Origin of the sequence: Pricia sp. (genome assembly GCF_041745955.1) — a bacterium.
In the GTDB taxonomy this organism is placed as follows: Bacteria; Bacteroidota; Bacteroidia; order Flavobacteriales; family Flavobacteriaceae; genus Pricia.
Window position 1 is genome coordinate 1 of record NZ_JBGTHY010000508.1, and the last position, 22,945, is coordinate 22,945.

The following is a 22,945-nucleotide window of genomic DNA, read 5'->3' on the forward strand; positions in this document are numbered from 1 at the left end:
GCAGCGGGTGGAAACTTGTTGTAAGACCGTAGGGAATTCGAGGTCTTGGAGCGTTTTTTTTTGAATTTTTACCATCTAGGTTTTAATCGATGGCAAAGTTACGGTTTTGATGGGAGAATGAACGATCAAAAAATAAGGTCACGTCACTACTTTTATTAGAGGTAGAAGCTAAAAAAACGTGCGGCTACCTCAGTTTTGGCTATTTTTGGTTCATTATCAAGAATAAAAAAAAGCAATGCCCATTACCATAGAAGAAAGTTGGAAAAAACAGCTCGCACAGGAATTCGCGCAACCGTATTTTCCGGTTTTGACCGATTTTATCAAAAAGGAATATGCCGAACAAACCTGTTATCCGAAAGGCGGGGATATTTTTGCGGCTTTTGACCACAGCCCCTTTGATACCACTAAAATGGTCATCATTGGGCAAGACCCCTATCACGGTCCGAATCAGGCAAACGGGCTCTGTTTTTCGGTAAAAGATGGCATACCGCATCCGCCTTCGCTGGTCAATATCTTCAAGGAAATTGAAACGGATCTGGGAAAGCCATACCCAAAAAGCGGAAATCTGGACCGGTGGGCCGAGCAAGGGGTACTGCTTTTGAATGCCGTTCTGACCGTGCGTGCACATGAGGCGGGCAGTCATCAGAACAAGGGATGGGAAACATTTACGGATGCCGTAATCCGAAAATTATCCGTTGAAAAAGAGGGACTAATTTTCTTGCTCTGGGGCGGATTTGCCAAAAGGAAATCCGCTTTAATAGAAAGTAGCAAACATCATGTGCTGACCTCTGGCCATCCCTCACCGTTAAGTGCCAATAGGGGCCATTGGTTCGGCAACAGACACTTTAGCCAAGCCAACGAAATTCTGCGGAAAATCGGAAAGAAGCCGATAGACTGGTAGCTAATCGACTGGTAGCCTATTGACAGGTAATCCATGCTGGTAACGGATTGAATGATAACCGATTGACGGGTAACTTTAACATCGTAGCGGTTTATTTGAGGATTTTATTAATGGTCAAAGGGCTATCAATCAGCTTTAGGTGATTCAAGGTACGCTGCACGTTTTCAACGGCTTCGATAGACAGTTGTTCTTGACTCCACTGCGTAAGGGACAACCACTCCCGTATATCCTCCAGTTTTAGTCCATAGCGATTGGCCAAGGTTCTGTCGATACTCGGTATTTGCTTGAATTCGGAAGTATAGGTGTTGATAGTATCCAGAATATGGTTCAAGGTTACAGGGTTTTTCTTTATGAAATCATCCGTCGCCGCCACCACAAAACAGGGCCATGGGGTGGGGCAATCGCCCAGTCTGCGAAAGCTGCCGGTATCGACCAAAGGTTTTGTGGTAAAGTGTTCCCACATAAAATAATCCGCCGTACCATCCATAAGGGCCTTTACCGCGCCATCTAGGTTGTCGATAACCTCGAATTGTAGCGAATCGGTGTCCCAGCCTTCTTTTTGGGCGTTCACATAGGCCATAAGATGGCTACCGCTGCCGAAACGGCTGATAGCGGTCTTTGTGTTTTTAAGTTCTGATAGGGTTTGGTGTTTACTATTAGCGCCAACATGAATGCCCCAAAGTAGGGGAGAAGCGATGTATTCCTGTACAATTTTAACGGGATTGCCGGCCACGATGCTCTTGATAATGCCCTCGGTTAAAATGATGGCCAAATCAGTTTCCCTATCCTCCAGCATTTGGCACATTTTACCCGTACCCTCGGGCACTTGCGTCCATTGTAGGTCGATGCCCCTATCCTCAAAAGCGCCTTCTTCTATAGCCATGTGCCAAGGGAGATTGAAATGTTCCGGTACACCAGCTATCCTGACCTTTTCCATAAATATAATTTTGTCTTTTACGTTGAAAATGTTTTGAAATCGGGAAGGGGAAAAGATAATCAATTCATGAAACAAATCCTTCCTATAATTCCGATGCCAATACCAATTTTTGGAGTTTGGGACTAGGAATTTCCCCCCTCATGGCGATCAACCACAAATGATTCCCAAACAGTACCCAATCAAGTCTTGGGTAGCCTGTTTCGGATTTTTGGAAAACTCCCCTGTGGCCCGATTGGCGAGAATACAGTTCATGGAAACGGCACGATGCCCGAGCAATTTTGAAAGTCCGTAAATACCGGAAGTTTCCATTTCAAGGTTGGTAATCACTCGCCCTTCGTAATGAAAGGAAGCTAGTTTTTCAATAAAACTATTGCTATCTGCATTCAGTCGTAAGCTTCGACCCTGAGGCCCATAAAATCCCATACAGGTTACCGTCACACCTAATCGTATACGATTTGACAGGAATTTTTTGGCCAAGGTTATGTCATATTTCACGGCATAGGGTGCGGCTCTTTGTTCTGGCCAACCGCACTGCACCGCAAATGCCTGGGCCATTCTAGGTTCCTGTATGGAACTACTATCATAAAAATGTAACAATCCGTCAAAACCTATGGCATATTCGCTCATGAGAAATGTATCGATAGGGATATCGGATTGTATCGCCCCAGTGGTTCCGATTCGGATAATATCAAGGGACTTCTTCGCTTCATGGACCATGCGGCTTTCAAAATCGATATTGACAAGAGCATCAAGCTCATTGAGAACGATATCGATATTGTCCGTACCTATTCCGGTAGAAATAACGGTCAGCCGTTTTCCCTTCAACGTACCGGTGTGGGTATAAAATTCACGTTTGCTTTTTTTGACTTCAACGGTATCGAAAAACGACGAAACCTCCGCAACACGATCGGGGTCGCCAACGGTTATAATCGTATCCGCGATATCTTCGGGAAAAAGGTTCAGGTGATAAATACTACCATCGGGATTGACAATAAGTTCGGATGCGCCTAAGGTCATCCTATAATTTCAAGATCCTACTGGATTCGGTATTGTAGAGAAAGTTGTATTTGAGCGCGCCGCCCAAGTAGACGTCATTGTCTCGAAGGCACGAGTAGTAACTTGTTTTATTTTCGAGAATTTCTTCGCCCTTTTTGGTCAAGCGGACAGGTCTAAATGAGGAAAACAGGGGTTTTAACCTGCCGAGCGCCCTTTCATATTGGATATCACCGAAACCTAGAATCGCCTCTTTCTTGTGTATTTCGGACATGAATTGCTGCCGATTGGCCGGTTTCTGCTCCACCGCCAGCCATAAAATATGGTTTTCCATCTCATTAAGTCCGTTTTTGATTGTCGGAAAGCGATGTAAATGCGCCTGAATAGCTCCCGAGAGATAGTCGAACTGGAAGTCGGAGTAATCCGAAAGGTTTTCCAAACGGATAGGATTATCACTACAGTAGAGTTGCCAAACGTAATCGGCATATTCGATATCGTCTTGCGTCAGGTCGATTTTGTCTTCATAGTGACTCAACAACTGCTCGTCGTTAAGATCGTGAAGGCCGTACATTTTTTCCGATTCATCTTCCTTACCGGTACAGACTAACGAAATATGGGCGTATTTTCGGTGCGTCTTGAGCCAACTGAGTACGGCGATCATATTGACCTGGCAAAACAGGTCATAATCGAACCAAAGCACGATTTCATCCTGTTGTTTGTGATTGCAAAGGGAGCGATACTCCTTTAAGGTTTTTTCGATAAACCACGATTTGGAGACTTTATAGTTTTTATTGAGAAATTCGAAACGGGCTTTCCAGAATGATTCGCTACCTACACTAGTAAGTGTTTTGCCCTCGCAAAGCATCTCGCGCCAGGTAATAATATCCCCTTTAAGAGGTAAAGATCTCAGTTTTTCCGTAAAATAGTCTCCGTTAGTAATGTGCAAAAGGGAACTCATGCGGCTGTAGTTTAGGTTCTCGAACATTAAAAGTAACATATAATCAAACCAAACAAAAATAATCGGTAAAAATTGTCCTTTGTTTGTGAAAATTTACTTAAAACAAACAACACTTTTAGCCTCCCACACGCTTTACAGAAAACCCTTTTTCCTTTAAGATATCCATAATTCGGTCCCGATAATCCCCTTGGATGATGATTTTTTCGTTCTTAAAAGAACCTCCCACACCGAGTTCGGTCTTGAGTTCCTTGGCCAATTTTTTAAAATCGCTTTGGGCACCGGTGTAACCATCGAGAATGGTTATCGGTTTTCCTTTCCTTTTTTCGTATTTGCAGAGAATGGGGTCGTCTTGCAGCCAGATATCATTTTTAGTTTCAGGTTTGTCGATTTCTTCCGGAATTTCGTGATCGGGGAAAAGGTCTTTAAGTTGGTCTTTTAAATCCATGTGTAAGGAAGTGGCGTTTTTATGACAATAAATTTTCAACTAAAATATCCTCGTCAAGAATTGACTATTAATTACTTTTTCACCAACCCCAATTCTACCAAACGTTCGTTTAAATAGACACCGGCGGTAATATCCTCAAATTGCTTTGGATGTTCGTTATCTACACAGTTATCAAGGCAATCCAGCGGCATTTCGCTTATGGGATGCATGAAAAAGGGAATGGAATATCGCGAAGTGCCCCACATTTCCTTAGGGGGATTGATAACCTTGTGGATGGTCGATTTCAATTTGTTGTTCGTCAAACGCGAGAGCATATCCCCCACATTGATCATCACTTGATCGGGACGCGCTATGGCATCGACCCATTCGTCCCTATGGTTTTTTACTTGCAGGCCACGGCCTTGTGCACCCATGAGTAGCGTGATCAAGTTGATATCGCCATGCGCTGCCGCCCGTTCCGCATTTTTAGGCTCCTCGGTGATGGGCGGATAGTGGATGGGGCGTAAAATGGAATTTCCGTTCTTGATGTATTGGTCAAAATAGGTTTCCTCCAAATCGAGATGCAAAGCCAAGGCCCTTAAAACGTATTTGGCGGTTTTCTCCAACATTTTGAACGTCTCTTTTCCTACGCTATTGAAATCTGGAAGTTCTTTGACGGTCACGTTATCGGGATATTCCTTTTCCAATTTCGGATTGTCCTCGACATACTGTCCGAAATGCCAAAACTCCTTCAAATCGCCCTCTTTTCTTCCTTTGGCGTGTTCTTTTCCGAAGGATGTATACCCGCGTTGCCCGCCGATGCCCTCGATTTCATAGTTGTCTTTGATATCCTGTTCCAATGCAAAAAATTCTTTGATTTCCAAATACAATTGCGCTACCAGTTCTTCGGATAAGAAATGTCCGCTTAAGGCGACAAAACCGATATCCTCAAAAGCGGCCCCTATTTCTTGGGTGAATTTTTCTTTCCTTTTTGAATCGCCGGAAACAAAATCCTGCAAATCGACGCTGGGTATGGCACTCATAGCTTTAATTTTTGACTATTTGGATTCAAAGTTAGTGAAAAGGGACACTAATCGTGAACCCGCCTTTACTTTTTCTTACTTTTAGCCATTGAAAAAATCAAATGGAGTACCAAAGAAAGGATATCGACAATACTACCTTGCTAGATCTTTACCAGCGGATGCTAAAACCCCGTATGATCGAGGAAAAGATGCTGATTTTATTGCGGCAGGGCAAGATTTCAAAGTGGTTTAGCGGCATCGGGCAGGAAGCTATTTCCGTAGGGGTGGCGAGTGCCTTGAAAGCAGAGGAATATATTTTGCCCATGCACCGCAATTTGGGTGTTTTTACGACTCGGGATATCCCCTTGCATCGCCTTTTCTCGCAATGGCAGGGCAAGGCGGGCGGATTCACCAAAGGCCGTGACCGCAGTTTCCATTTCGGGACACAGGGATTTAAAATTGTAGGAATGATCTCGCATTTAGGTCCGCAATTGGGCGTGGCAGACGGTATCGCATTGGCCGATATGTTGCAAAATAGACCACATGTCACAGCGGTGTTTACGGGAGAGGGCGGTACGAGCGAGGGCGATTTTCACGAAGCACTCAACATTGCCTCGGTGTGGCAGCTGCCCGTGCTTTTCTGTATCGAAAACAATGGCTACGGACTATCTACGCCCACGAGCGAACAGTACCGTTGCAAAAATCTGGCGGACAAAGGAGTAGGATACGGAATGGAATCGTATACGATTGACGGGAACAATATTTTGGACGTTTATAGCAAGGTAAACGAACTCTGCCAACGGATGCGCAAAAAGCCAGGACCCGTGTTGCTGGAATTCCAAACTTTCAGGATGCGGGGCCATGAAGAGGCGAGTGGCACCAAGTATGTACCCGATGCACTGATGGAGGAGTGGGGCGCAAAAGATCCCATCACCAATTACGAATCCTTTTTAAAGGAAGAGGGCTTATGGGATCAAATCAAAATAGACCTCCTAAAAGCGAAAATCGAGTCCGAAATCAATGAGCATCTACAGTTGGCATTTGGGGAACCGCAAATAGATTTTATTGAAAGTGTTGAATTAAAAGACGTATATAAGGATTTTGTTTATACAGAAGTCAGGCCGAATAGTGCGGTAGAAAATATACGATTGGTAGATGCCGTTTCCCAAGGCCTAAGACAATCCATGGAGAAATATGATGACCTTGTCATTATGGGACAGGATATCGCGGATTATGGCGGCGTATTTAAGGTTACCGAAGGTTTTGTGGATGCTTTCGGAAAGGCCCGCGTCCGCAATACCCCGATTTGTGAATCCGGTATCGTTGCGGCGGCGATGGGGCTTTCCATCAATGGTATGAAAGCGGTCGTCGAGATGCAATTTGCCGATTTTGCAAGCAGCGGTTTTAACCCGATCGTTAACTATCTGGCGAAATCGCATTACCGTTGGGGCGAAAACGCAGATGTTGTCATTCGCATGCCCTGTGGTGGCGATGTTGGGGCCGGTCCGTTCCATTCCCAGACCAACGAGGCCTGGTTTACGAAAACACCGGGACTTAAAGTGGCCTATCCCGCGTTTCCCTATGACGCGAAGGGACTTTTGGCAACAGCTATCAACGACCCCAATCCCGTGCTGTTTTTCGAGCATAAAGGGCTGTACCGAAGTATTTACCAAGATGTTCCAACGGACTATTATACCCTTCCCTTTGGAAAGGCAGCGCTGTTACAAGAAGGCGATCAAATCACTATCGTGTCCTTCGGCGCAGGTATCCACTGGGCATTGGAAACCCTAGAAAACCATCCGGAAATCGAGGCCGACCTTATCGATCTGCGCACGTTGATGCCTTTGGATGTGGCATCCATTTATACATCCATAGAAAAAACAGGGAAACTGGTCATTTTACAGGAAGACAGTCTGTTCGGTGGCATATCCAGCGATATATCCGCCTTGGTTATGGAAAACCGATTCGAGTATCTGGATGGTCCCATAAAACGTGTGGCCAGTTTGGAAATGCCCATTCCATTTTCCAAAAAGCTTGAGAACGGCTATTTGCCCAAGAAAAGGTTCGTCATCGCCTTAAAGGAGCTTTTGGCGTATTAATTCGCGGTAAATACGCGACTAAGTTAGCATTCGAGCCAATTTCTTATCCCTTTACAGCAACTTCCCAGCTGTTAAAAAACGATATTTGCCATACTTTTGTAACCATCTCATTTACTTCGACCGTTGCACACCATTGAAAAACATATATTAAAAAGATATTTTGACAACCTCTTAATCTTGAAAGTATGATAAAATCCAGTGTATTGACAATTTTAGCCAGTCTGTTCTTGTTATCTTGCTCTACGACCCAACCAATACGCGATGACCGCAAAACGGTCGACGGCACTTGGACCCTCGATGATGTGCGTTATGAAAACAATGAAGGCGATTTTAAGGCCAAACTCTTTGATGATGCTTCAGCGGTTTGTTTTGAGGGCAGCACCTGGTTTTTCAGGAATAACAACAGTACGGGCAGTTATACGATTCAGCCCGGAAGTCTTTGCTCTGGAGGCGAACGCAATATTCGATGGTCCATCATAGAAAGTCAGGGCGGTGGCCAACAGTTACAGTTTAAGTATATCGACCAAAAGAAGAATGATATTTATGGGAGAACGGGATATCGGTTGGATGTAGTTTCCATTACCCCTTCCCAAATGGTCCTGAAATCGAATGTCACCGTAGATGGCAATCCCATTTCGGTGGTCTATGAATTTAGTAGGTAGCCCCCGAAATCAATAATCAATAATTAATAATTAGTAATCAATACGTCAGCAGAATGAAAAAGATACTCACAAAATCAGTATATATGGTCATGGTGATTTCCATGGTCGTCGGCTGTAAGACCGTACAGAACGCGAACAACAAGCAAAAAGGAGCCGTAATCGGTGCCGGTAGTGGTGCCGCCATCGGGGGCGTCATCGGAAACAATGTCGGCGACGGCAACAACACCGTATTGGGCGCCATTTTAGGTGCTGCCATTGGCGGCGTGGCCGGTGGGTTTATCGGGAACCGTATGGATCGACAGGCGGAGCGTATCGAAGAAGAGATTCCCGGTGCCGAAGTTACACGGGTCGGAGAAGGTATTAATGTAACCTTTACCGAAGATCAAGGCGTGCATTTCGATACCAATAAGTCGGATGTCAAAGGTACTTCCGCGAATACGTTGAACAGTATGGCCGATATTTTAAAGGAATATCCTAAAACGAACGTGCTGGTAGAAGGACATACCGATGCAGCCGGTCCCGATGATTATAATATGGACCTTTCTAAAAAACGGGCCACTTCGGTAACGGAGTATTTAGTTTCACAAGGTATCGACAAAAGCCGGTTGACAACAAAATGGTACGGAGAGAATCAGCCCGTAGGTGATAACACGACCAAAGAGGGCAAGGCCAAAAACCGTCGGGTCGAATTGGCAATCGTTGCGAGCGATGCGCTTAAGAAAGAGGCAAAGCAGCAAGTGAAAGGTTGAAATTTTTGTTTCAATAACCATTGGATTGAAATCCCGATCGAAACGGTCGGGATTTACATTTTAAAGCATTACTTTTCTTGCATGCAGCAGTACGATGTCATTGTGGTAGGAGGCGGATTGGCCGGATTGACCGCTGCGATCGATTTATGCCAAAAAGGACACCGCGTTGTGGTGTTCGAAAAACAAAACTATCCCCATCACAAAGTGTGCGGCGAATATGTTTCTAACGAAATAGTTCCTTATTTGAGCGAACTGGGGATAACTTTTGAAGCTGAAAAAGCCGTTGCCATCAACCGTTTAAAGTTAACTACGGTCCAGGGAAATTATCTGGAAACCACCCTTCCTTTGGGTGGAAAAGGGATCAGTCGATATGCTTTCGATCAGCTGCTGTATCGACGCGCAGTTCAGGCCGGTGCTGACTTTCAATTTCAAAATGTGACTGGCGTAAAATTTGAAAACCCTATATTTGAAGTGGTTACGGAGACTAGCCAAACCTATACTTCGCATCTTGTTATCGGTGCGTATGGCAAGCGTGGTGGACTCGATAAAAGCTTGAAACGGGATTTCACAAGCAAAAAATCATCCTGGTTAGCTGTTAAATCGCATTACAAATTCGATAATTTTCCGGAACATTGGGTAGCCTTGCATAATTTTCATGGCGGCTATGGCGGATTGTCCAAAACCGAAACAGGGGCGGTCAATTTCTGCTATTTGGCATCCTATGCCAGTTTTCAAAAAGAAAAAAACATCGATAGCTTTAATGCCAATGTGGTTTCCAAAAACCCGTTTTTAAGGGAGTTTTTGAAGACGGCGATTCCGATATTCCAAGAACCGTTGGCGATTGCACAGATTTCTTTCCATCCCAAAAAAGCGGTGGAAAACCACATACTGATGTGCGGCGATACCGCGGGCCTGATACATCCGCTTTGCGGAAATGGAATGGCGATGGCGATACATAGCGCTAAAATCGCGGCAGAATTGATCACTGATTTTTTAAAAAGGGATAATCAACAGCGGGCGAAGCTCGAAAATGACTACCAAATGAAGTGGAACAGGCATTTTAAAAGACGGTTGTGGATGGGAAGACGTTTGCAGTCCCTTTTGCTGAATCCAAAATTGTCCGCAATCGTACTATCCGCTATGGTCGCCCAGCCCTGGTTATTGCAAAAATTGATCAAAACTACCCACGGCAAACCGATATGATGGGCGACTTTTCAAGAAGAAATAGAGAGTCAGAACTGATGGACGACTGCGGTGTAGATAGAAACACGCTCAGAACGGTTTTAGAAGACCTAGACCGCACTAATAACCTCTTAGGGGGCAATCGCATAACACTGAATGGCGTGGAACGCTTGATACAGGAGCACAACCGAGTATCGTATACGATTTTGGATATGGGTTGCGGAAACGGTAGCATGCTCCGGGAGATCGTCAGATTAGGACGGCGTTTGGGTGTCACAATAGAAGCCATCGGTATCGATCTTAGCGAAAAAGGCTTGGACATCGCCAAGGCGGCATCCTCCGATTTTCCGGAGATACGCTATCTCAAACAGGACATATTGGCGTTGACTCCCGATGATCTTAAATGCGATATTTTACTTTGTACCCTTACCATGCACCATTTCTACGATGAAAACATCCCCGTGTTTTTACACCAGTTCACCAAATTGGCGCGTATCGGTATCGTAATCAACGATTTGCAAAGAAGTCCCCTTGCATACGGACTTTTTAAGGGCTTTAGTACTATTTTTATACGGACAAAAATCGCGAAACACGACGGACTGATATCCATACGGAGTGGCTTTACCAAGGCAGAACTAGAGCGCTTTGCCAAAGACCTGCCCTTGGTAAAACACGATATTCAATGGAAATGGGCTTTTCGATACCTATGGGTCATGCGCACCCAAGAACTAAACGGAATATATGAATGAAGTACGGATAACAACGGTAGCCAAACAGTTGCCCGAGTATTTTAGAAATACCGAGGATATCGTACCCTTGGTGGAACTTTGGCTGACCGGACAAGAGCAGCGTTTTCGTAGAAAGGTCGTCAAGATTTTCGAGGGCGCGGCGGTCGATAAGCGCTATAGTATTATGGACCCGGCAGCCGTGTTTACGGCCACCTCATTTGAAGAAAAGAACGATATATATGTTCGTGAGATAAAGAAATTGGGGAAAAAGGTGCTGGAAAAGGCCTTGAAGAAGGCAGAATGGTCTCCAGATTCCTTGGATTACATCATAACCGTGAGTTGTACCGGTATCATGATTCCCTCGTTGGATGCCTATTTGATTAATGATTTAGGACTTCGAAAGGATATCACACGCCTGCCGGTAACCGAAATGGGATGCGCTGCGGGGGTATCGGGCCTGATTTATGCCGAGAACTTTTTAAGGGCCCATCCCGATAAACGGGCCGCCGTGGTAGCGGTCGAGAGTCCTACTGCGACCTTTCAGCTCGATGATTATTCCATGGCGAACATGGTCAGTGCCGCCATTTTTGGCGATGGTGCGGCCTGCGTCCTGTTATCCTCCGGAAAAGAGGCTAAAGGTCCTAAAATAGTAGGAGGGGAGATGTACCATTTTCCCGATGCCACCCGTATGATGGGTTTCGACCTCACCAACCATGGCCTAAAAATGATTCTGGATATCCGAGTACCGGAAACCATTGCCGAGCATTTCCCCGAGATCGTACATCCGTTCCTGAAAAAGTATGGAACTTCGATGGAGGCGGTACATCATTTGGTCTTTCATCCGGGAGGACGTAAAATAGTGCAGACCGTGGAAGAACTGTTCGGAAAACTAGGGAAAAATATCGATGATACCCGAGAGGTTTTGCGGGAATATGGTAATATGAGCAGTGTAACTGTTTTGTATGTGCTTGAACGCTTTTTGGCAAAGGATATCAAAAAAGGGGAACAGGGATTGATTTTAAGTTTTGGTCCCGGGTTTTCGGCGCAAAGGGTTTTGTTGGAATGGTGAGGCGGGTTAAGGGTTATAAGTGTTTTTATAATTGGTAGTTTTAGGTGATAATGAATTGGAGTTGTGAAAAGTAATTGCAAAAACTCGAAAAGTGAGGATTTTATGGCTGTGGATGTAAAAAAGGGATGGGCCTTAGTTCTCGGTGGGAGTAGCGGACTGGGGTTGGCTACGGCCAAAAAACTGGCGCGGAACGGATTTAATATTCTTATCGTACATCGGGATAGAAAATCTGATTTAAAGGAGATTACGTCTCAATTTCATGAAATTACTTCAATGGGAGTTAAGCTACGAAGCTTTAATGTGGATGCGGGGAATTCCGAAAAGAGAGGCGTTACCATAGCGGAAATAAAATCACTTTTAGGGGAACTAGGGGAAGGTCAGCGCATCAAAGTTTTGGTGCACAGTATTGCCAAAGGGAACCTGAAACCCATGCATTCCGAAGAGCAGGACATTTTGAACCATCAGGATTTTCAAGTTACCTTAAACGCAATGGCATTAAGTCTCTATGATTGGACGAAAGATTTGGTACATGAAAGGTTATTTGGCGACGACGCCCGAATCATTTCCTTTACTAGCGAGGGCAGTAGCAAGGCGTGGCCGGGATATGCCGCTGTATCCGCAGCAAAGGCTACCTTGGAAGCGCTGACGCGAAATATCGCCCTGGAATTTGCACCACTTGGCATCAAGGCCAATTGCATACAGGCCGGGGCGACGGAAACTCGAGCCTTTCAAATGATTCCCGGTCATGAACAAATCAAAAAAGATGCCTTGCAGCGCAATCCCAATGGTCGTTTGACCACGCCTGAAGATGTGGCCAATGCCGTGTATCTGCTCACCACCGATGAGGCGCGATGGATTACGGGTACGGTGATCAAAGTCGATGGCGGGGAGAGTTTGAGGTAAATGCTATGAACGGACACCAAATCATATCCCATCTCCCTTATAACAAGCCCTTCCTCTTTGTGGACGAGTTGTTGGAAATCAGTGAAGCCGGTGCAAAGGGCACATTCACTTTCCCTGAAAACCTTGATTTCTACAGGGGCCACTTCAAGGACAATCCGGTTACCCCCGGCGTTATCCTCACCGAATGCTGTGCGCAGATCGGGGTGGTCTGTTTGGGCATCTATTTGTTGGCGAATGGCACCGATACAACTCCAGGGAGCATTCAAATCGGAATGAGTAGCTTTAAAATGGAATTCCTGCTTCCCGTATATCCCAATGAAAAGGTTAGTGTTGCGTCCGAAAAAATCTATTTCAGGTTCCATAAACTGAAATGTGCCGTGAAAATGTACAACTTCGAAGGTAAATTGGTTTGTAAAGGCGAAATTGCGGGGATGATAAAATCAGGAGAACATGGCTGAACGCGTGGTTATAACAGGACTGGGGGTCTGTGCGCCTAATGGTATCGGTCTGGATGCCTTTTCGGAGGCCATGGCAAGCGGGGAAAGCGGCATCCGTTTTATTCCAAAATTGGAAGCGTTGGGGTTCGGTTGCCAAATCGCCGGGGAACCGCAGCTTACCGAAGTCCTGCTCAACGCCTATTTTACGCCCTTGCAACTTCGAGGATTGAGTGCGACAGGCATCATCTATGGCGTTATCGCGGGAACGGACGCCTGGAACGATGCGGGGCTTCGGAAAGCCTCCCCCGACACTCCGGATTGGGACAGTGGCATCCTATTCGGAACAGGTACGCTCGGTGTGGCCAAATTCAGGGAAGCCATTCAGCTCATCGATGAACTTAAAGTCAGGCGGTTGGGCAGTACGACCGTAATTCAGACCATGGCCAGCGGCATCAGCGCCTATCTTGGTGGAATACTGGGCTGTGGCAATCAGGTGACCACGAATTCTTCCGCTTGTACCACCGGAACCGAAGGTATCTTGATGGCTTACGATCGTATTGCATCAGGAAAAGCCAAGAGAATGCTCACCGGCAGTTGCAGTGATAGCGGTCCGTATGTCTGGGCGGGGTTTGATGCGATGCGCATCCTTCCCAGAAATTATAACGATAGTCCAGAAACGGCCAGTCGGCCCATGAGCAGCTCCGCAGCGGGATTTGTACCGGGGAGCGGGGCAGGGGCATTGGTTCTCGAATCATTGGAAAGTGCTAAAGAACGGGGAGCGAAAATCTATGCCGAGGTATTGGGTGGTGACGTGAACAGCGGCGGACAGCGTGGTGACGGTTCGATGACCGCCCCGAACAGTGCAGCGGTACAACGCTGTATCGTGCAGGCCATACGGAATTCGGGCATCCAAAAAACCGAAATCGACACCATCAACGGCCATTTGACCGCGACCGGCAAAGACGCCCTCGAAATCGAAAATTGGTGCCTTGCTTTGGAACGCTCCGGCAATGATTTTCCCCTTATCAACTCTTTTAAAGGCCAATTGGGCCATTGCCTGTCCGCCGCCGGAAGCATTGAATCCGTGGCGGCGGTTTTGCAATTCGAAAAAAACCAATTTTTCGGCAATGTCAACGGGGAAGATCTACATCCTGAAATCGCGGAACATGTCGATTCTACCAAAATTCCTCGAAAAACCATGGCTCATAGCCCTAAAATACTCGCAAAGGCAAGTTTTGGCTTTGGTGATGTCAATGCTTGTATTATTTTTAAGCGGTTTAACGACTGAAATTAAAATCCCAAGTACCAAATTCCAGATTCCAAATTCCAAATGAAAGACGAACGCTATCAAAAGTTAAAGGATATCATCAAAATCTATCTCCCTGATGATATTTCGGTGGAGGATATTACGATGGAAAGCCATTTTATCAACGAATTGAACATCAATTCCGCTAATCTCGTGGATATCGTTTTAGATGTCGAAGACGAATTCGACATCATGCTCGAAAACGAGGATATGGATCGAATGCAGACGGTTCGGGATGCGCTTCAAATCATAGATACTAAACTTGTCAAGGAATAGTGGATTTGATTGCCAGATTCGACAATTGGTGGCAAAATTTACCGAAGTATATCCCGTCCGGTTCCGGGAACGGGGTACACCGATGGGTCCACCCAATGTTTTGTATCAAATTATTCTTCGATAACGTCTACCTATCCTATCAAAATATTCTATTTTGAGATTTCTTTTCACAAGGCCGATCCCTCATAAAGAAGTCTAATTCCGAAAAACAACGCTATGAAACCCATGAACGTCACCCAAAAACTGATCAGCTCACATCTCATTGCGGGAGAAATGAAACCAGGCACCGAAATAGGCCTTAAAATCGACCAAGCCCTTTTACAGGATGCTACCGGAACCTTGGTACAATTGGAACTGGAAGCCATGGGTCTTGATAGGGCGAAGACGGAAGTTGCCGTGCAGTATGTAGACCATAACCTGTTGCAAACGGATTTTAAGAATGCCGATGACCACCTTTTCCTGCATTCCGCCGCCCAAAAATTCGGGTTGTGGTACAGTAGGCCGGGAAACGGGGTAAGCCATCCCTTACACATGGAGCGCTTCGGGATTCCCGGTAAGACCTTGGTCGGTTCCGACAGCCATAGTTGCGCAGCCGGGTCGTTGGGGATGTTAGCCATCGGTACCGGGGGGTTGGATGTCGCAGCCGCCATTGCCGGCCAGCCGTATTTTGTGAAAATGCCCCTAGTAATGGGCGTAAAATTGACCGGAAAGCTTCCCGATTGGGTCAGTGCCAAAGACGTTATCCTTGAAATGCTCCGCCGTCACGATGTAAATGGTGGCGTAGGTAAAGTCATCGAATATTATGGGGATGGCCTGGACCATCTGAGCGCCATGGATCGGCATGTTATTGCCAATATGGGTGCGGAACTGGGCGCTACGACAACCGTCTTTCCCAGTGATCAAGAAACGAAACGCTTTTTAAAATCCCAACAACGGGAAGATGATTGGCAGGAAATCAAGGCGGATGAAGGAGCGACCTATGATTTGGAGGACGAAATCGTTCTCGACGATCTGGTACCATTAATTGCCCTACCTACAAGTCCCGGTAACGTGGTACCCATTCGCGAGGTGGAAGGCAAATCGATCAGCCAAGTGGTTATCGGTTCGTCCGCCAATCCCGGACTCCGAGATTTTTGGATGGCCGGAGCCATAGTTAAAGGTAAGGCCGTGCATGAAGAGGTATCATTCGATGTCAACCCCACATCGCGGCAGATTATACAGAATATGATAGAAAATAAGACTTTTGGGAATCTTATCACGGCCGGGGCGCGTTTTCACCAATCCGGCTGCATGGGTTGTATCGGAATGGGCCAGGCCCCGGCCAGCAATACGATCAGTCTACGAACGATGCCCCGAAATTTTCCCGACCGGTCGGGAACGAAAGACGATCAGGTGCATTTGTGCAGTCCCGAAACCGCCGCGGCATCCGCATTGACAGGAAAAATTACGGATCCTAGGGATCTCCAAAAGCTGTACGGCATGGAGTATCCAAAATATGAAGCTCCCGAAATGGAAATCATTAATAGGGATATGCTCGTGGCCCCCCCGAAAAATACAACGGCACTGGTACTGAAAAAAGGTCCCAATATTAAATCCCTTCCAGAAATGGAGGGACTTAAATCAGACTACGAAATCCCCGTGCTACTGAAGATGGGGGACAATATATCTACCGATGAGATTATGAAGGCCGGCGCCGAAGTACTGCCCTTTCGCAGCAACATCCCGAAAATCAGTGAATATTCCTATACGGTCATCGATGACACTTTTTATAAAAGAGCCTTGGAGGCCAAAGAACAATATGGCGGCCACATCGTAATAGCAGGTGAGAACTATGCGCAGGGCAGTAGCAGGGAACACGCCGCCATCGCACCGAAATATTTGGGCCAAGTGGCCGTCATTGCCAAGGACTATGCCCGGATCGCCTGGCAGAACCTAGTGAATTTCGGTATCCTTCCCTTGGAGTTTGAAAACGGTGATGATCTTGAAAAAATTGAGCAGGGCGCCATATTATCGTTGACAAACCTAAAACTCGATGTGACGGAAAGAAATCCCATTACCGTCAAAGTCAAGAATAAGAACGAAGAATTCGATATTACTGTACGGCATAGCTTGAGCGAACGGCAGATCAATCTGCTGATGAAAGGTGGGGTAATCAATGATTTTAAGGAAAAGTTGGCGTCATAAGTGGCAATTGACGGTGGCAGTGGGTGGTTTTTGCAAGCCTCACTCCTCCTTCTTTCCAGATGCCAACCGAACCGGAAATTCCGTTTCACCACCATAGAGTTTAATTTCATGAATATCGGCGGGCATGTAGTATCCGGCTTCCTCTAGGGCTTCCTTTACGTTTTTTACTACGTTGCCCTTGGTAATCAGTGCCATCCGTCTAAAGTCTTTCGTGTCTACCCAAAAGAAGACTTTCAGGTTGACGGTACTTGTGGCCAATTCATCCTCTATAACAAAATTTTCGTGCTCTTCATCCTCAATAACCCCGGGTTCTTTTCTTAGGGCTTCCAATACTGTTTTTTTGGCGCCTTCGATATTATCCTCATAGGCAATACCGATTATAAAATCCCATCGGAAAAAACCATCCTCGGTGTAATTGGTGACCGGTGTAGTCAATACATCGCCATTGGGAATATAAACATCCTTACCATCAAAGGTCTTTAGTTTGGTATAGCGGAATTCCAGGGCCTTTACCTTTCCGAAGTTATCCCCTATCATCACGGTATCGTTCACATCGAAGGGGCGGCTAAAGGCCAAAATGATTCCGGCGATAAAATTTTCGCCGATATCCTTGAAGGCAGAGCCGAGTACAACTGCGCTGGCCCCTGCTGCGGTAAGTATACCGGCCGCGACCGCACCTAAACCGGCGGCATTTAGGGCCAGCATAATGGCGATTATGATGAGCGTGTATTTGATGGCCTTACCCAAAAAACGGCTCATCAACGGGTCATTGGTCTTTGCTACCAAACGTTTTCTGGCAAACCCGCCCAGCCAAGAACCGATTAATAATCCTAAAATAATAATAAGAAGACCCATACCGATACCGGGCAATTGTTCGATAAACCGGTCGTAAAATGAGGTCAGGGATTCCGCAACCGTGATGTCGTTTTGCATAGTTGAAGTGTTGAAGGGCGTAAATAATCCGCAGGGTACTACTAAAATTTAAAGTAAATTATCCCAAAAACAATTTAAAATAGTCTTATCTGAAGAACAGCTAATTTTCGGAGGGTTTTTCACCACTTTTCTCCGAAATCAGTAAAGACGCCACAATACCGGCGGCCAAAGAAACCGCTATAACGGTCAAAGACACCCATTCGGGAAGTTCGATTTGATGGGAAAACAGCATTTTTAAGCCGACAAATGACAAGATGACCACAAGGCTATAATTGATATAGCGGAATTTTTGTAACATCCTCGAAATCAAAAAGTACATGGACCGCAGACCCAAAATCGCCAATATGTTAGAGCTGAATACGATAAACGGGTCGGCGGTAATGGCCAAGATGGCGGGAATACTGTCCAACGCAAAAAGTATATCCGTGAGTTCGATAACTATTAGAGCCACAAATAGGGGAGTGGCGGCAATAACCCCCATGCGGTTTATAAAAAAATCATGGCCGTGCCTTTCGGTAGTAATAGGTATTACTTTTTTCAACTGCCGAAATAACCACGAATTTCTAGGATCGCTCGCATGCTCGTCGGATTTTAGCATCTTGAAAGCTGTAATGAGCAGAAAAACCCCGAAAACATAAATTATCCATTCAAATTTATTGATGAGCGCGACCCCGAAGAGGATCATCAATCCCCTGAAAACAATAGCACCCAGAATACCCCAGAATAGCACGCGATGTTGATATAATGCAGGAATCTTAAAGGAAGAAAAAATGACAGCGATGACAAAAACATTGTCGATACTCAACGAAAGTTCGATTAAATATCCGGTAACATATTTTAGTACAGCAGAGTTCGGGGTGAGGCCCGTTGGATTTTCGACAAGACCTTCGGAAAACAGCCAATAGATAACCCCGCTAAAACCAAGGGCCACGGTGACCCAAATGGAGGTCCAAATACCAGCTTCCTTACTTTTTATGACATGGTCGTTTTTATGGAACACCCCTAGGTCAAGGGCCAAGAAAACAATGACTACTGCGATAAAACTTATCCAAACCCACATAAACTAGAATTTTGCAGCGGCTAAGGTAAACATTTTTAGGGCTACGCTTGATACTATCGCAAAGGGTTTGAACTCTTTTACAATTAAACCAAACTGCGCTACGGATGCAAGGGGCACAGCAGTGTTCTCCATCTAGCGATATTCTGCGACAACTGTAATTTCTGAATTCCGATGCCATCAAAAAACAAATGGGTAGCGTCAAATAGTATCTAGGTTATATCCTAAGTTTATGTCTAAATAATTAGTATATGAAAGACACTGAACATATGAATGAAAGGCGGCAGTTGGCCTTGGATAAAATAGCTGACAACGACCATGAAATTTATGCTTTGTTGAAACAACGCTACAGCCCTCGGACCTTTAGTGATAGGGAAGTTTCCGATGAGGACCTCAACCGATTGTTCGAGGCCGTACGTTGGTCCGCGAGTTCATCGAATTTACAGCCTTGGCGCTTTATTTATACCCGCAAGGGAACTGATGGTTACGATAAGATTGTGGAATGTCTTAGTGACTTTAACCAAAAGTGGGCGGTCAATGCCCCTATTTTAATGCTTACGGGCTATAAAGAAAAAAATGACAAGGGGGATGAAAATTTTCATGCCCTTCATGACTTGGGACTGAGTTTGGGAAGTATGACCGTACAAGCACAATATATGGGTATAGCACTGCATCATATGGCCGGTGTGGATTGGAAAAAAGCACATAAGGATTTCGATATTCCTGATGGATATCATATTACAACGGCAATTGCCTTAGGGTATTATGGTGGGGAACTTGATGATTTAAGTGAAGACCTTCAGGACCAGGAATCGGCAAAGCGGGAACGCATCCCTCAAAGTCAGTTTGCCTTTAAGGATGAATGGGTGTCTTCAGAAACAAAAAACCCGTCTTTTTGAGAGAAAACTAAGTGAATTTCTCATCCGCGCTGATAAAATCTAGAATACAGCCGATAGCCATGGTGGTCGATTCGGTTGAAAATAAAGAGCAATAATAAAACCGTTGATCAAACAAATTCCCGCCTTTGCGGGAATGACACTAAAACATATAGTATGAAAATAGGAATAATAGGAAGTGGAAATATTGGTGGAACATTGGGGAAGCACTGGGCCAAGGCCGGTCATGAGGTGCTGTTCAGTTCCCGACATCCTGAGGAGCTCAATAATTTGGTGCGGGAGAGCGAAGGTGCAGCCAAGGCTGTTTCTGTGGCCAAAGCCTTCGAGGCAAATGCCGATGTTTATCTTTTGGCAATCCCCTTTAAGGATATCGATGAAACCGCCGAGCTGTATGCCGGTGAATACGGTGGCAAGGTGATTATCGATGCTACGAACCCATATCCGGAACGTGACGGTGAGATGGCACAAGAAGTCCGCGACGATAACCGCAATGCTTCTGAGTATACGGCAATGAAGTTTTCGACAGCCCTAACCGCCAAGGCTTTCAACACTATTCAGGCCAAAGATTTGAAGCAACGCGCATTCGATACCCAAAACCCGATGGCGATACCTTTTGCGGCACAGGACGCCAAGAGCAGGGAGGCGACAGAGAATTTGATTACCGACATCGGTTTTGTCCCTATCTATGTGGGCGACCTCGCGGCAACGAATGCCATGGAAGTCGATCAGAAAGTATATGGTATAAGCACCGATCAACAAGAATTACGTTCGATGTTGAATATTTCGTAAGCAAGGTCACGGCATATTGTATTTATTCGACAAAGGGACATTTTTGTCGGCAGGGTCATCTTAAGAAGCAGGAAGTTTTTAACCGGAATGGATATCTTTACCATGAACATTAAACATTGATGGTAATGAAAAAATATCTAGACCTAATAACTAGCTGCGTAGGTTTTCTTGGAGTGTTGACCCTATCGGCCCAAGAATCGAATTACGTATTGGCAGGGGAGGGGCAAGCGGTGAAAAAATATACGATTATGGAGCGTTTTGAGCCCGAATTGATTTTGACCTCTAGCGAACGCGAGCGCCTTAAAGCAGAACGTTTTACGGAAATCCGAACAAAAATGGATATTCTGGATACCATGGATATTTCGGAACGGAAACGTGAAAAGTTAATCAATGACCTGATTGAAAGTCCCTTTTCGCCCAGACTTTTCAAAACCTTTGCGGATATCAAGTTCGGAGAAGACGAATGAACCATCTTGATAAAAAACATCCGAGGTATCGAATACCAAAATCTGTAAGGACTGTATGAATATTAGGATATTATTTCCGTAAAAAACAGGTTCCATTCGAAAACTACTTGCTTGTACACTATAAAAGCCATCGGAAACCGATGGCTTTATTAATATGTGGCTTTTTGAATCCAGTTAATGGGATTTCATTTTCTCCTTCCTTTTTTTCAATTGCCTATCTAAATCATTGACCGACTCTTTAATAGAGGCCTCAAAGCTATCGTGGCTTGCTTCGGCAAAAAGCCGTGGGCCGGGTGCGCTGATGCGTATATTACAAATCATCCCCGTTTCGTCGGAAGATGTGTTTTCAGTTTTAAAAAACACATCGGCCCGAATGATAAAATCGTATTTATCTACCAGTGTATTAATTTTCTTTGTTGCCAATTCTTCGAGACGTGGACTGGCCTGAACGTCGTGGTATTCAAAGTTTATATCCATAATTGTTATAATTTTTAAATCTATAAATGCAATGTACTATTTACTTTAAAACGAGAGGGGCCGAAACACATTATTTTTTGACTTTGCACTTGCTTTTTTTCCGAAAGCGGTAGGTTTCCTATCTGTTTTCTAATTTATCCATTCATTTCTTAAATGAAGGTAAAGGTTAAGTAAACGTACTGTTAAAGTCAGAAATTTCTGTGTAGTAAATCCAATTCGAATTATTTTTTTTCATAACTTTAATAGATATAACCGATAACACTATAGACCCTACCTATTGAAAATGATTGAACAACCTAAATCCTCGTCCCATGAAAACTCCAACGGAGCATTCTCCCAACATCCGCGAAAGCGAAAAAAACGCTTTGGTAATCCGCCTTGAAAGAACCCAAAAAGACCTTGTACAATTGCGAGGACAACTCGATTCCTATCGTTGTGAACCCAAAACATACGGCCTGTTCGAATATATCGAAACCTTAAAGAAGGGAATGGACAAGCTGAGTGATACGAACACGGAAATCATCGATAAATTAAGGGAACAACGTAAGGCGGTTAGTGACCATATCGAGAAGGCAAAACAACAATTCTTGAAATTCGATCAATTAAAGGATGGGGTAGCGGATTATCGCACAAAATGCATTGGTCACTGAAAATCTGCAGTTTTTAGCTTGCCGTATGATTTTCTATTTCTGTACAGGCTATATTCTTATATTATGCATAACGCACGATTTGCGATTTCGTACTTCCATGTACACCTAGTTTATTAGGCGTGCTTAGTTAATTAGATCTTCCTGAGGAACAGGCAAGTAAATTGTAAGATTTACAAAGAAATGGTCAAATGTTACGGTTTCCCGAAAAATAGGTAAAATAATAGTTAAGATTCGGTTAATCCGTATTTAGAGGTTCTAATATGATTAATTTTGATGCATAGCAAGACGTTAACTACAACGATTGAGATGAGAATAATAGCAACTGAATTATTAGACACGGCACAAATACCTAAGAGCGAGGTGCAACTGCAGCGCTTAAAACGTAACCAAATAGATATTGCACAGTACTACGGCAAGCTTCGTTCTTATGTCTGTGAGCCAAAAACCTATGAGCAGTTCGTTCAATTGAACCGTTTAAGGGATAGTGCCGAGCGACTTCGTGATGCGAACATTAAAATTGGCCACACATTGAAGAACGACACTAGTGCCTTGCTACGCTGCGCAAGAATGCTGAAGGTACATCTCAAAAACTTTGATTCCTTTCGTGAGGATACTTTAATTTATCTGCGAATGGTAAAATCACATCGCATTGAAGATGTATAAAGCGAACAGGCAGATGAGGAATAGGATGGAGGTATATATTTCAACCTTGTGAGGATTCAAATGTTCTATTTTACATAATATAAATTATAGTACAGAATAACATATTAGGTGCAAATAAAATCGAAATGCATGGTATTAAAAATCCAGCACATATCTTTGGGTATGCTGGATTTAAGTTTTGAA

At 44.8% G+C, this 22,945-nt stretch carries 25 protein-coding genes; 17 read left to right on the top strand and 8 right to left on the bottom strand.

The window, feature by feature from the left end; all coding sequences use genetic code 11:
- Positions 1 to 235: 235 nt before the first annotated feature.
- Complete coding sequence (ung, locus tag ACEW8S_RS17875) at positions 236 to 901, top strand: uracil-DNA glycosylase (RefSeq protein WP_373519469.1); 666 nt, start codon at positions 236 to 238, stop codon at positions 899 to 901.
- 91 nt (positions 902 to 992) lie between these two features.
- Here ung and ACEW8S_RS17880 read toward each other — a convergent pair whose 3' ends face one another.
- The 5 genes from ACEW8S_RS17880 to ACEW8S_RS17900 all read right to left on the bottom strand — a co-directional run bounded on the left by ACEW8S_RS17880 (position 993) and on the right by ACEW8S_RS17900 (position 5,256).
- Positions 993 to 1,838, bottom strand: coding sequence for a substrate-binding domain-containing protein (locus ACEW8S_RS17880; RefSeq protein ID WP_373519470.1), 846 nt, complete (start codon positions 1,836 to 1,838; stop codon positions 993 to 995).
- Positions 1,839 to 1,985: 147 nt separating this feature from the next.
- A complete protein-coding gene (locus tag ACEW8S_RS17885) occupies positions 1,986 to 2,855 on the bottom strand; it encodes a nucleoside phosphorylase (RefSeq protein WP_373519471.1) in 870 nt (289 codons plus the stop codon).
- 1 nt (position 2,856) lies between these two features.
- Positions 2,857 to 3,789, bottom strand: coding sequence for a DUF1835 domain-containing protein (locus ACEW8S_RS17890; protein WP_373519472.1), 933 nt, complete (start codon positions 3,787 to 3,789; stop codon positions 2,857 to 2,859).
- A 115-nt stretch (positions 3,790 to 3,904) separates the two neighbouring features.
- Complete coding sequence (locus ACEW8S_RS17895) at positions 3,905 to 4,234, bottom strand: translation initiation factor (RefSeq protein WP_373519473.1); 330 nt, start codon at positions 4,232 to 4,234, stop codon at positions 3,905 to 3,907.
- 71 nt (positions 4,235 to 4,305) lie between these two features.
- Positions 4,306 to 5,256 carry an isopenicillin N synthase family dioxygenase gene (locus ACEW8S_RS17900; RefSeq protein WP_373519474.1) on the bottom strand — a complete coding sequence of 317 codons (951 nt, stop codon included), beginning with the start codon at positions 5,254 to 5,256 and terminating at the stop codon, positions 4,306 to 4,308.
- A 101-nt stretch (positions 5,257 to 5,357) separates the two neighbouring features.
- Between ACEW8S_RS17900 and ACEW8S_RS17905 the strand changes: the two genes are divergently transcribed.
- From ACEW8S_RS17905 to ACEW8S_RS17955, 11 genes are all read left to right on the top strand, one after another.
- The gene (locus ACEW8S_RS17905; protein ID WP_373519475.1) at positions 5,358 to 7,334 is read left to right on the top strand and encodes a thiamine pyrophosphate-dependent enzyme; all 1,977 of its coding nucleotides are present in this window, start codon (positions 5,358 to 5,360) and stop codon (positions 7,332 to 7,334) included.
- 185 nt (positions 7,335 to 7,519) lie between these two features.
- Entirely contained in the window at positions 7,520 to 7,996 is a 477-nt protein-coding gene (locus ACEW8S_RS17910) for a lipocalin family protein (RefSeq protein ID WP_373519476.1), read from the top strand.
- A 53-nt stretch (positions 7,997 to 8,049) separates the two neighbouring features.
- Positions 8,050 to 8,745, top strand: coding sequence for an OmpA family protein (locus ACEW8S_RS17915; protein WP_373519477.1), 696 nt, complete (start codon positions 8,050 to 8,052; stop codon positions 8,743 to 8,745).
- Between the two features lie 81 nt (positions 8,746 to 8,826).
- Positions 8,827 to 9,948: an NAD(P)/FAD-dependent oxidoreductase gene (locus ACEW8S_RS17920; protein ID WP_373519478.1), complete on the top strand. Its 1,122-nt coding sequence runs from the start codon at positions 8,827 to 8,829 to the stop codon at positions 9,946 to 9,948.
- A complete protein-coding gene (locus ACEW8S_RS17925; RefSeq protein ID WP_373519479.1) occupies positions 9,945 to 10,676 on the top strand; it encodes a methyltransferase domain-containing protein in 732 nt (243 codons plus the stop codon). The genes ACEW8S_RS17920 and ACEW8S_RS17925 overlap by 4 nt, the downstream gene beginning before the upstream one ends.
- Positions 10,669 to 11,724, top strand: a complete 1,056-nt coding sequence (locus tag ACEW8S_RS17930) for a type III polyketide synthase (RefSeq protein ID WP_373519480.1) — start codon at positions 10,669 to 10,671, stop codon at positions 11,722 to 11,724. The genes ACEW8S_RS17925 and ACEW8S_RS17930 overlap by 8 nt, the downstream gene beginning before the upstream one ends.
- Positions 11,725 to 11,826: 102 nt before the next feature.
- Positions 11,827 to 12,627 (top strand): enoyl-ACP reductase, encoded by an 801-nt coding sequence (locus ACEW8S_RS17935; protein WP_373519481.1) that lies wholly within the window; start codon positions 11,827 to 11,829, stop codon positions 12,625 to 12,627.
- Between the two features lie 5 nt (positions 12,628 to 12,632).
- Positions 12,633 to 13,085 carry a 3-hydroxyacyl-ACP dehydratase FabZ family protein gene (locus tag ACEW8S_RS17940; protein ID WP_373519482.1) on the top strand — a complete coding sequence of 151 codons (453 nt, stop codon included), beginning with the start codon at positions 12,633 to 12,635 and terminating at the stop codon, positions 13,083 to 13,085.
- Positions 13,078 to 14,352: a beta-ketoacyl synthase gene (locus ACEW8S_RS17945; protein ID WP_373519483.1), complete on the top strand. Its 1,275-nt coding sequence runs from the start codon at positions 13,078 to 13,080 to the stop codon at positions 14,350 to 14,352. The genes ACEW8S_RS17940 and ACEW8S_RS17945 overlap by 8 nt, the downstream gene beginning before the upstream one ends.
- Positions 14,353 to 14,394: 42 nt before the next feature.
- Positions 14,395 to 14,646, top strand: coding sequence for a phosphopantetheine-binding protein (locus tag ACEW8S_RS17950; RefSeq protein ID WP_373519484.1), 252 nt, complete (start codon positions 14,395 to 14,397; stop codon positions 14,644 to 14,646).
- 216 nt (positions 14,647 to 14,862) lie between these two features.
- Positions 14,863 to 16,830, top strand: coding sequence for an aconitate hydratase (locus ACEW8S_RS17955; protein ID WP_373519485.1), 1,968 nt, complete (start codon positions 14,863 to 14,865; stop codon positions 16,828 to 16,830).
- Positions 16,831 to 16,869: 39 nt separating this feature from the next.
- Here the strand turns inward: ACEW8S_RS17955 and ACEW8S_RS17960 are convergent, their stop codons facing one another.
- Positions 16,870 to 17,763: a mechanosensitive ion channel family protein gene (locus ACEW8S_RS17960; RefSeq protein WP_373519486.1), complete on the bottom strand. Its 894-nt coding sequence runs from the start codon at positions 17,761 to 17,763 to the stop codon at positions 16,870 to 16,872.
- A gap of 100 nt (positions 17,764 to 17,863) precedes the next feature.
- Positions 17,864 to 18,823 carry a TerC family protein gene (locus ACEW8S_RS17965; RefSeq protein ID WP_373519487.1) on the bottom strand — a complete coding sequence of 320 codons (960 nt, stop codon included), beginning with the start codon at positions 18,821 to 18,823 and terminating at the stop codon, positions 17,864 to 17,866.
- 248 nt (positions 18,824 to 19,071) lie between these two features.
- Between ACEW8S_RS17965 and ACEW8S_RS17970 the strand changes: the two genes are divergently transcribed.
- The 3 genes from ACEW8S_RS17970 (at position 19,072) to ACEW8S_RS17980 (ending at position 20,972) form a co-directional block, all read left to right on the top strand.
- Entirely contained in the window at positions 19,072 to 19,719 is a 648-nt protein-coding gene (locus ACEW8S_RS17970) for a nitroreductase family protein (RefSeq protein WP_373519488.1), read from the top strand.
- A gap of 153 nt (positions 19,720 to 19,872) precedes the next feature.
- The gene (locus ACEW8S_RS17975) at positions 19,873 to 20,505 is read left to right on the top strand and encodes an NADPH-dependent F420 reductase (RefSeq protein WP_373519489.1); all 633 of its coding nucleotides are present in this window, start codon (positions 19,873 to 19,875) and stop codon (positions 20,503 to 20,505) included.
- A 125-nt stretch (positions 20,506 to 20,630) separates the two neighbouring features.
- A complete protein-coding gene (locus ACEW8S_RS17980; RefSeq protein ID WP_373519490.1) occupies positions 20,631 to 20,972 on the top strand; it encodes a hypothetical protein in 342 nt (113 codons plus the stop codon).
- Between the two features lie 174 nt (positions 20,973 to 21,146).
- Here ACEW8S_RS17980 and hpf read toward each other — a convergent pair whose 3' ends face one another.
- The gene (hpf, locus tag ACEW8S_RS17985) at positions 21,147 to 21,449 is read right to left on the bottom strand and encodes a ribosome hibernation-promoting factor, HPF/YfiA family (protein ID WP_373519491.1); all 303 of its coding nucleotides are present in this window, start codon (positions 21,447 to 21,449) and stop codon (positions 21,147 to 21,149) included.
- Positions 21,450 to 21,760: 311 nt separating this feature from the next.
- Here hpf and ACEW8S_RS17990 point away from each other — a divergent pair, with 311 nt between their 5' ends.
- Positions 21,761 to 22,099 carry a hypothetical protein gene (locus tag ACEW8S_RS17990; protein WP_373519492.1) on the top strand — a complete coding sequence of 113 codons (339 nt, stop codon included), beginning with the start codon at positions 21,761 to 21,763 and terminating at the stop codon, positions 22,097 to 22,099.
- 360 nt (positions 22,100 to 22,459) lie between these two features.
- Positions 22,460 to 22,762, top strand: a complete 303-nt coding sequence (locus ACEW8S_RS17995; protein WP_373519493.1) for a hypothetical protein — start codon at positions 22,460 to 22,462, stop codon at positions 22,760 to 22,762.
- Positions 22,763 to 22,945 lie beyond the last annotated feature (183 nt).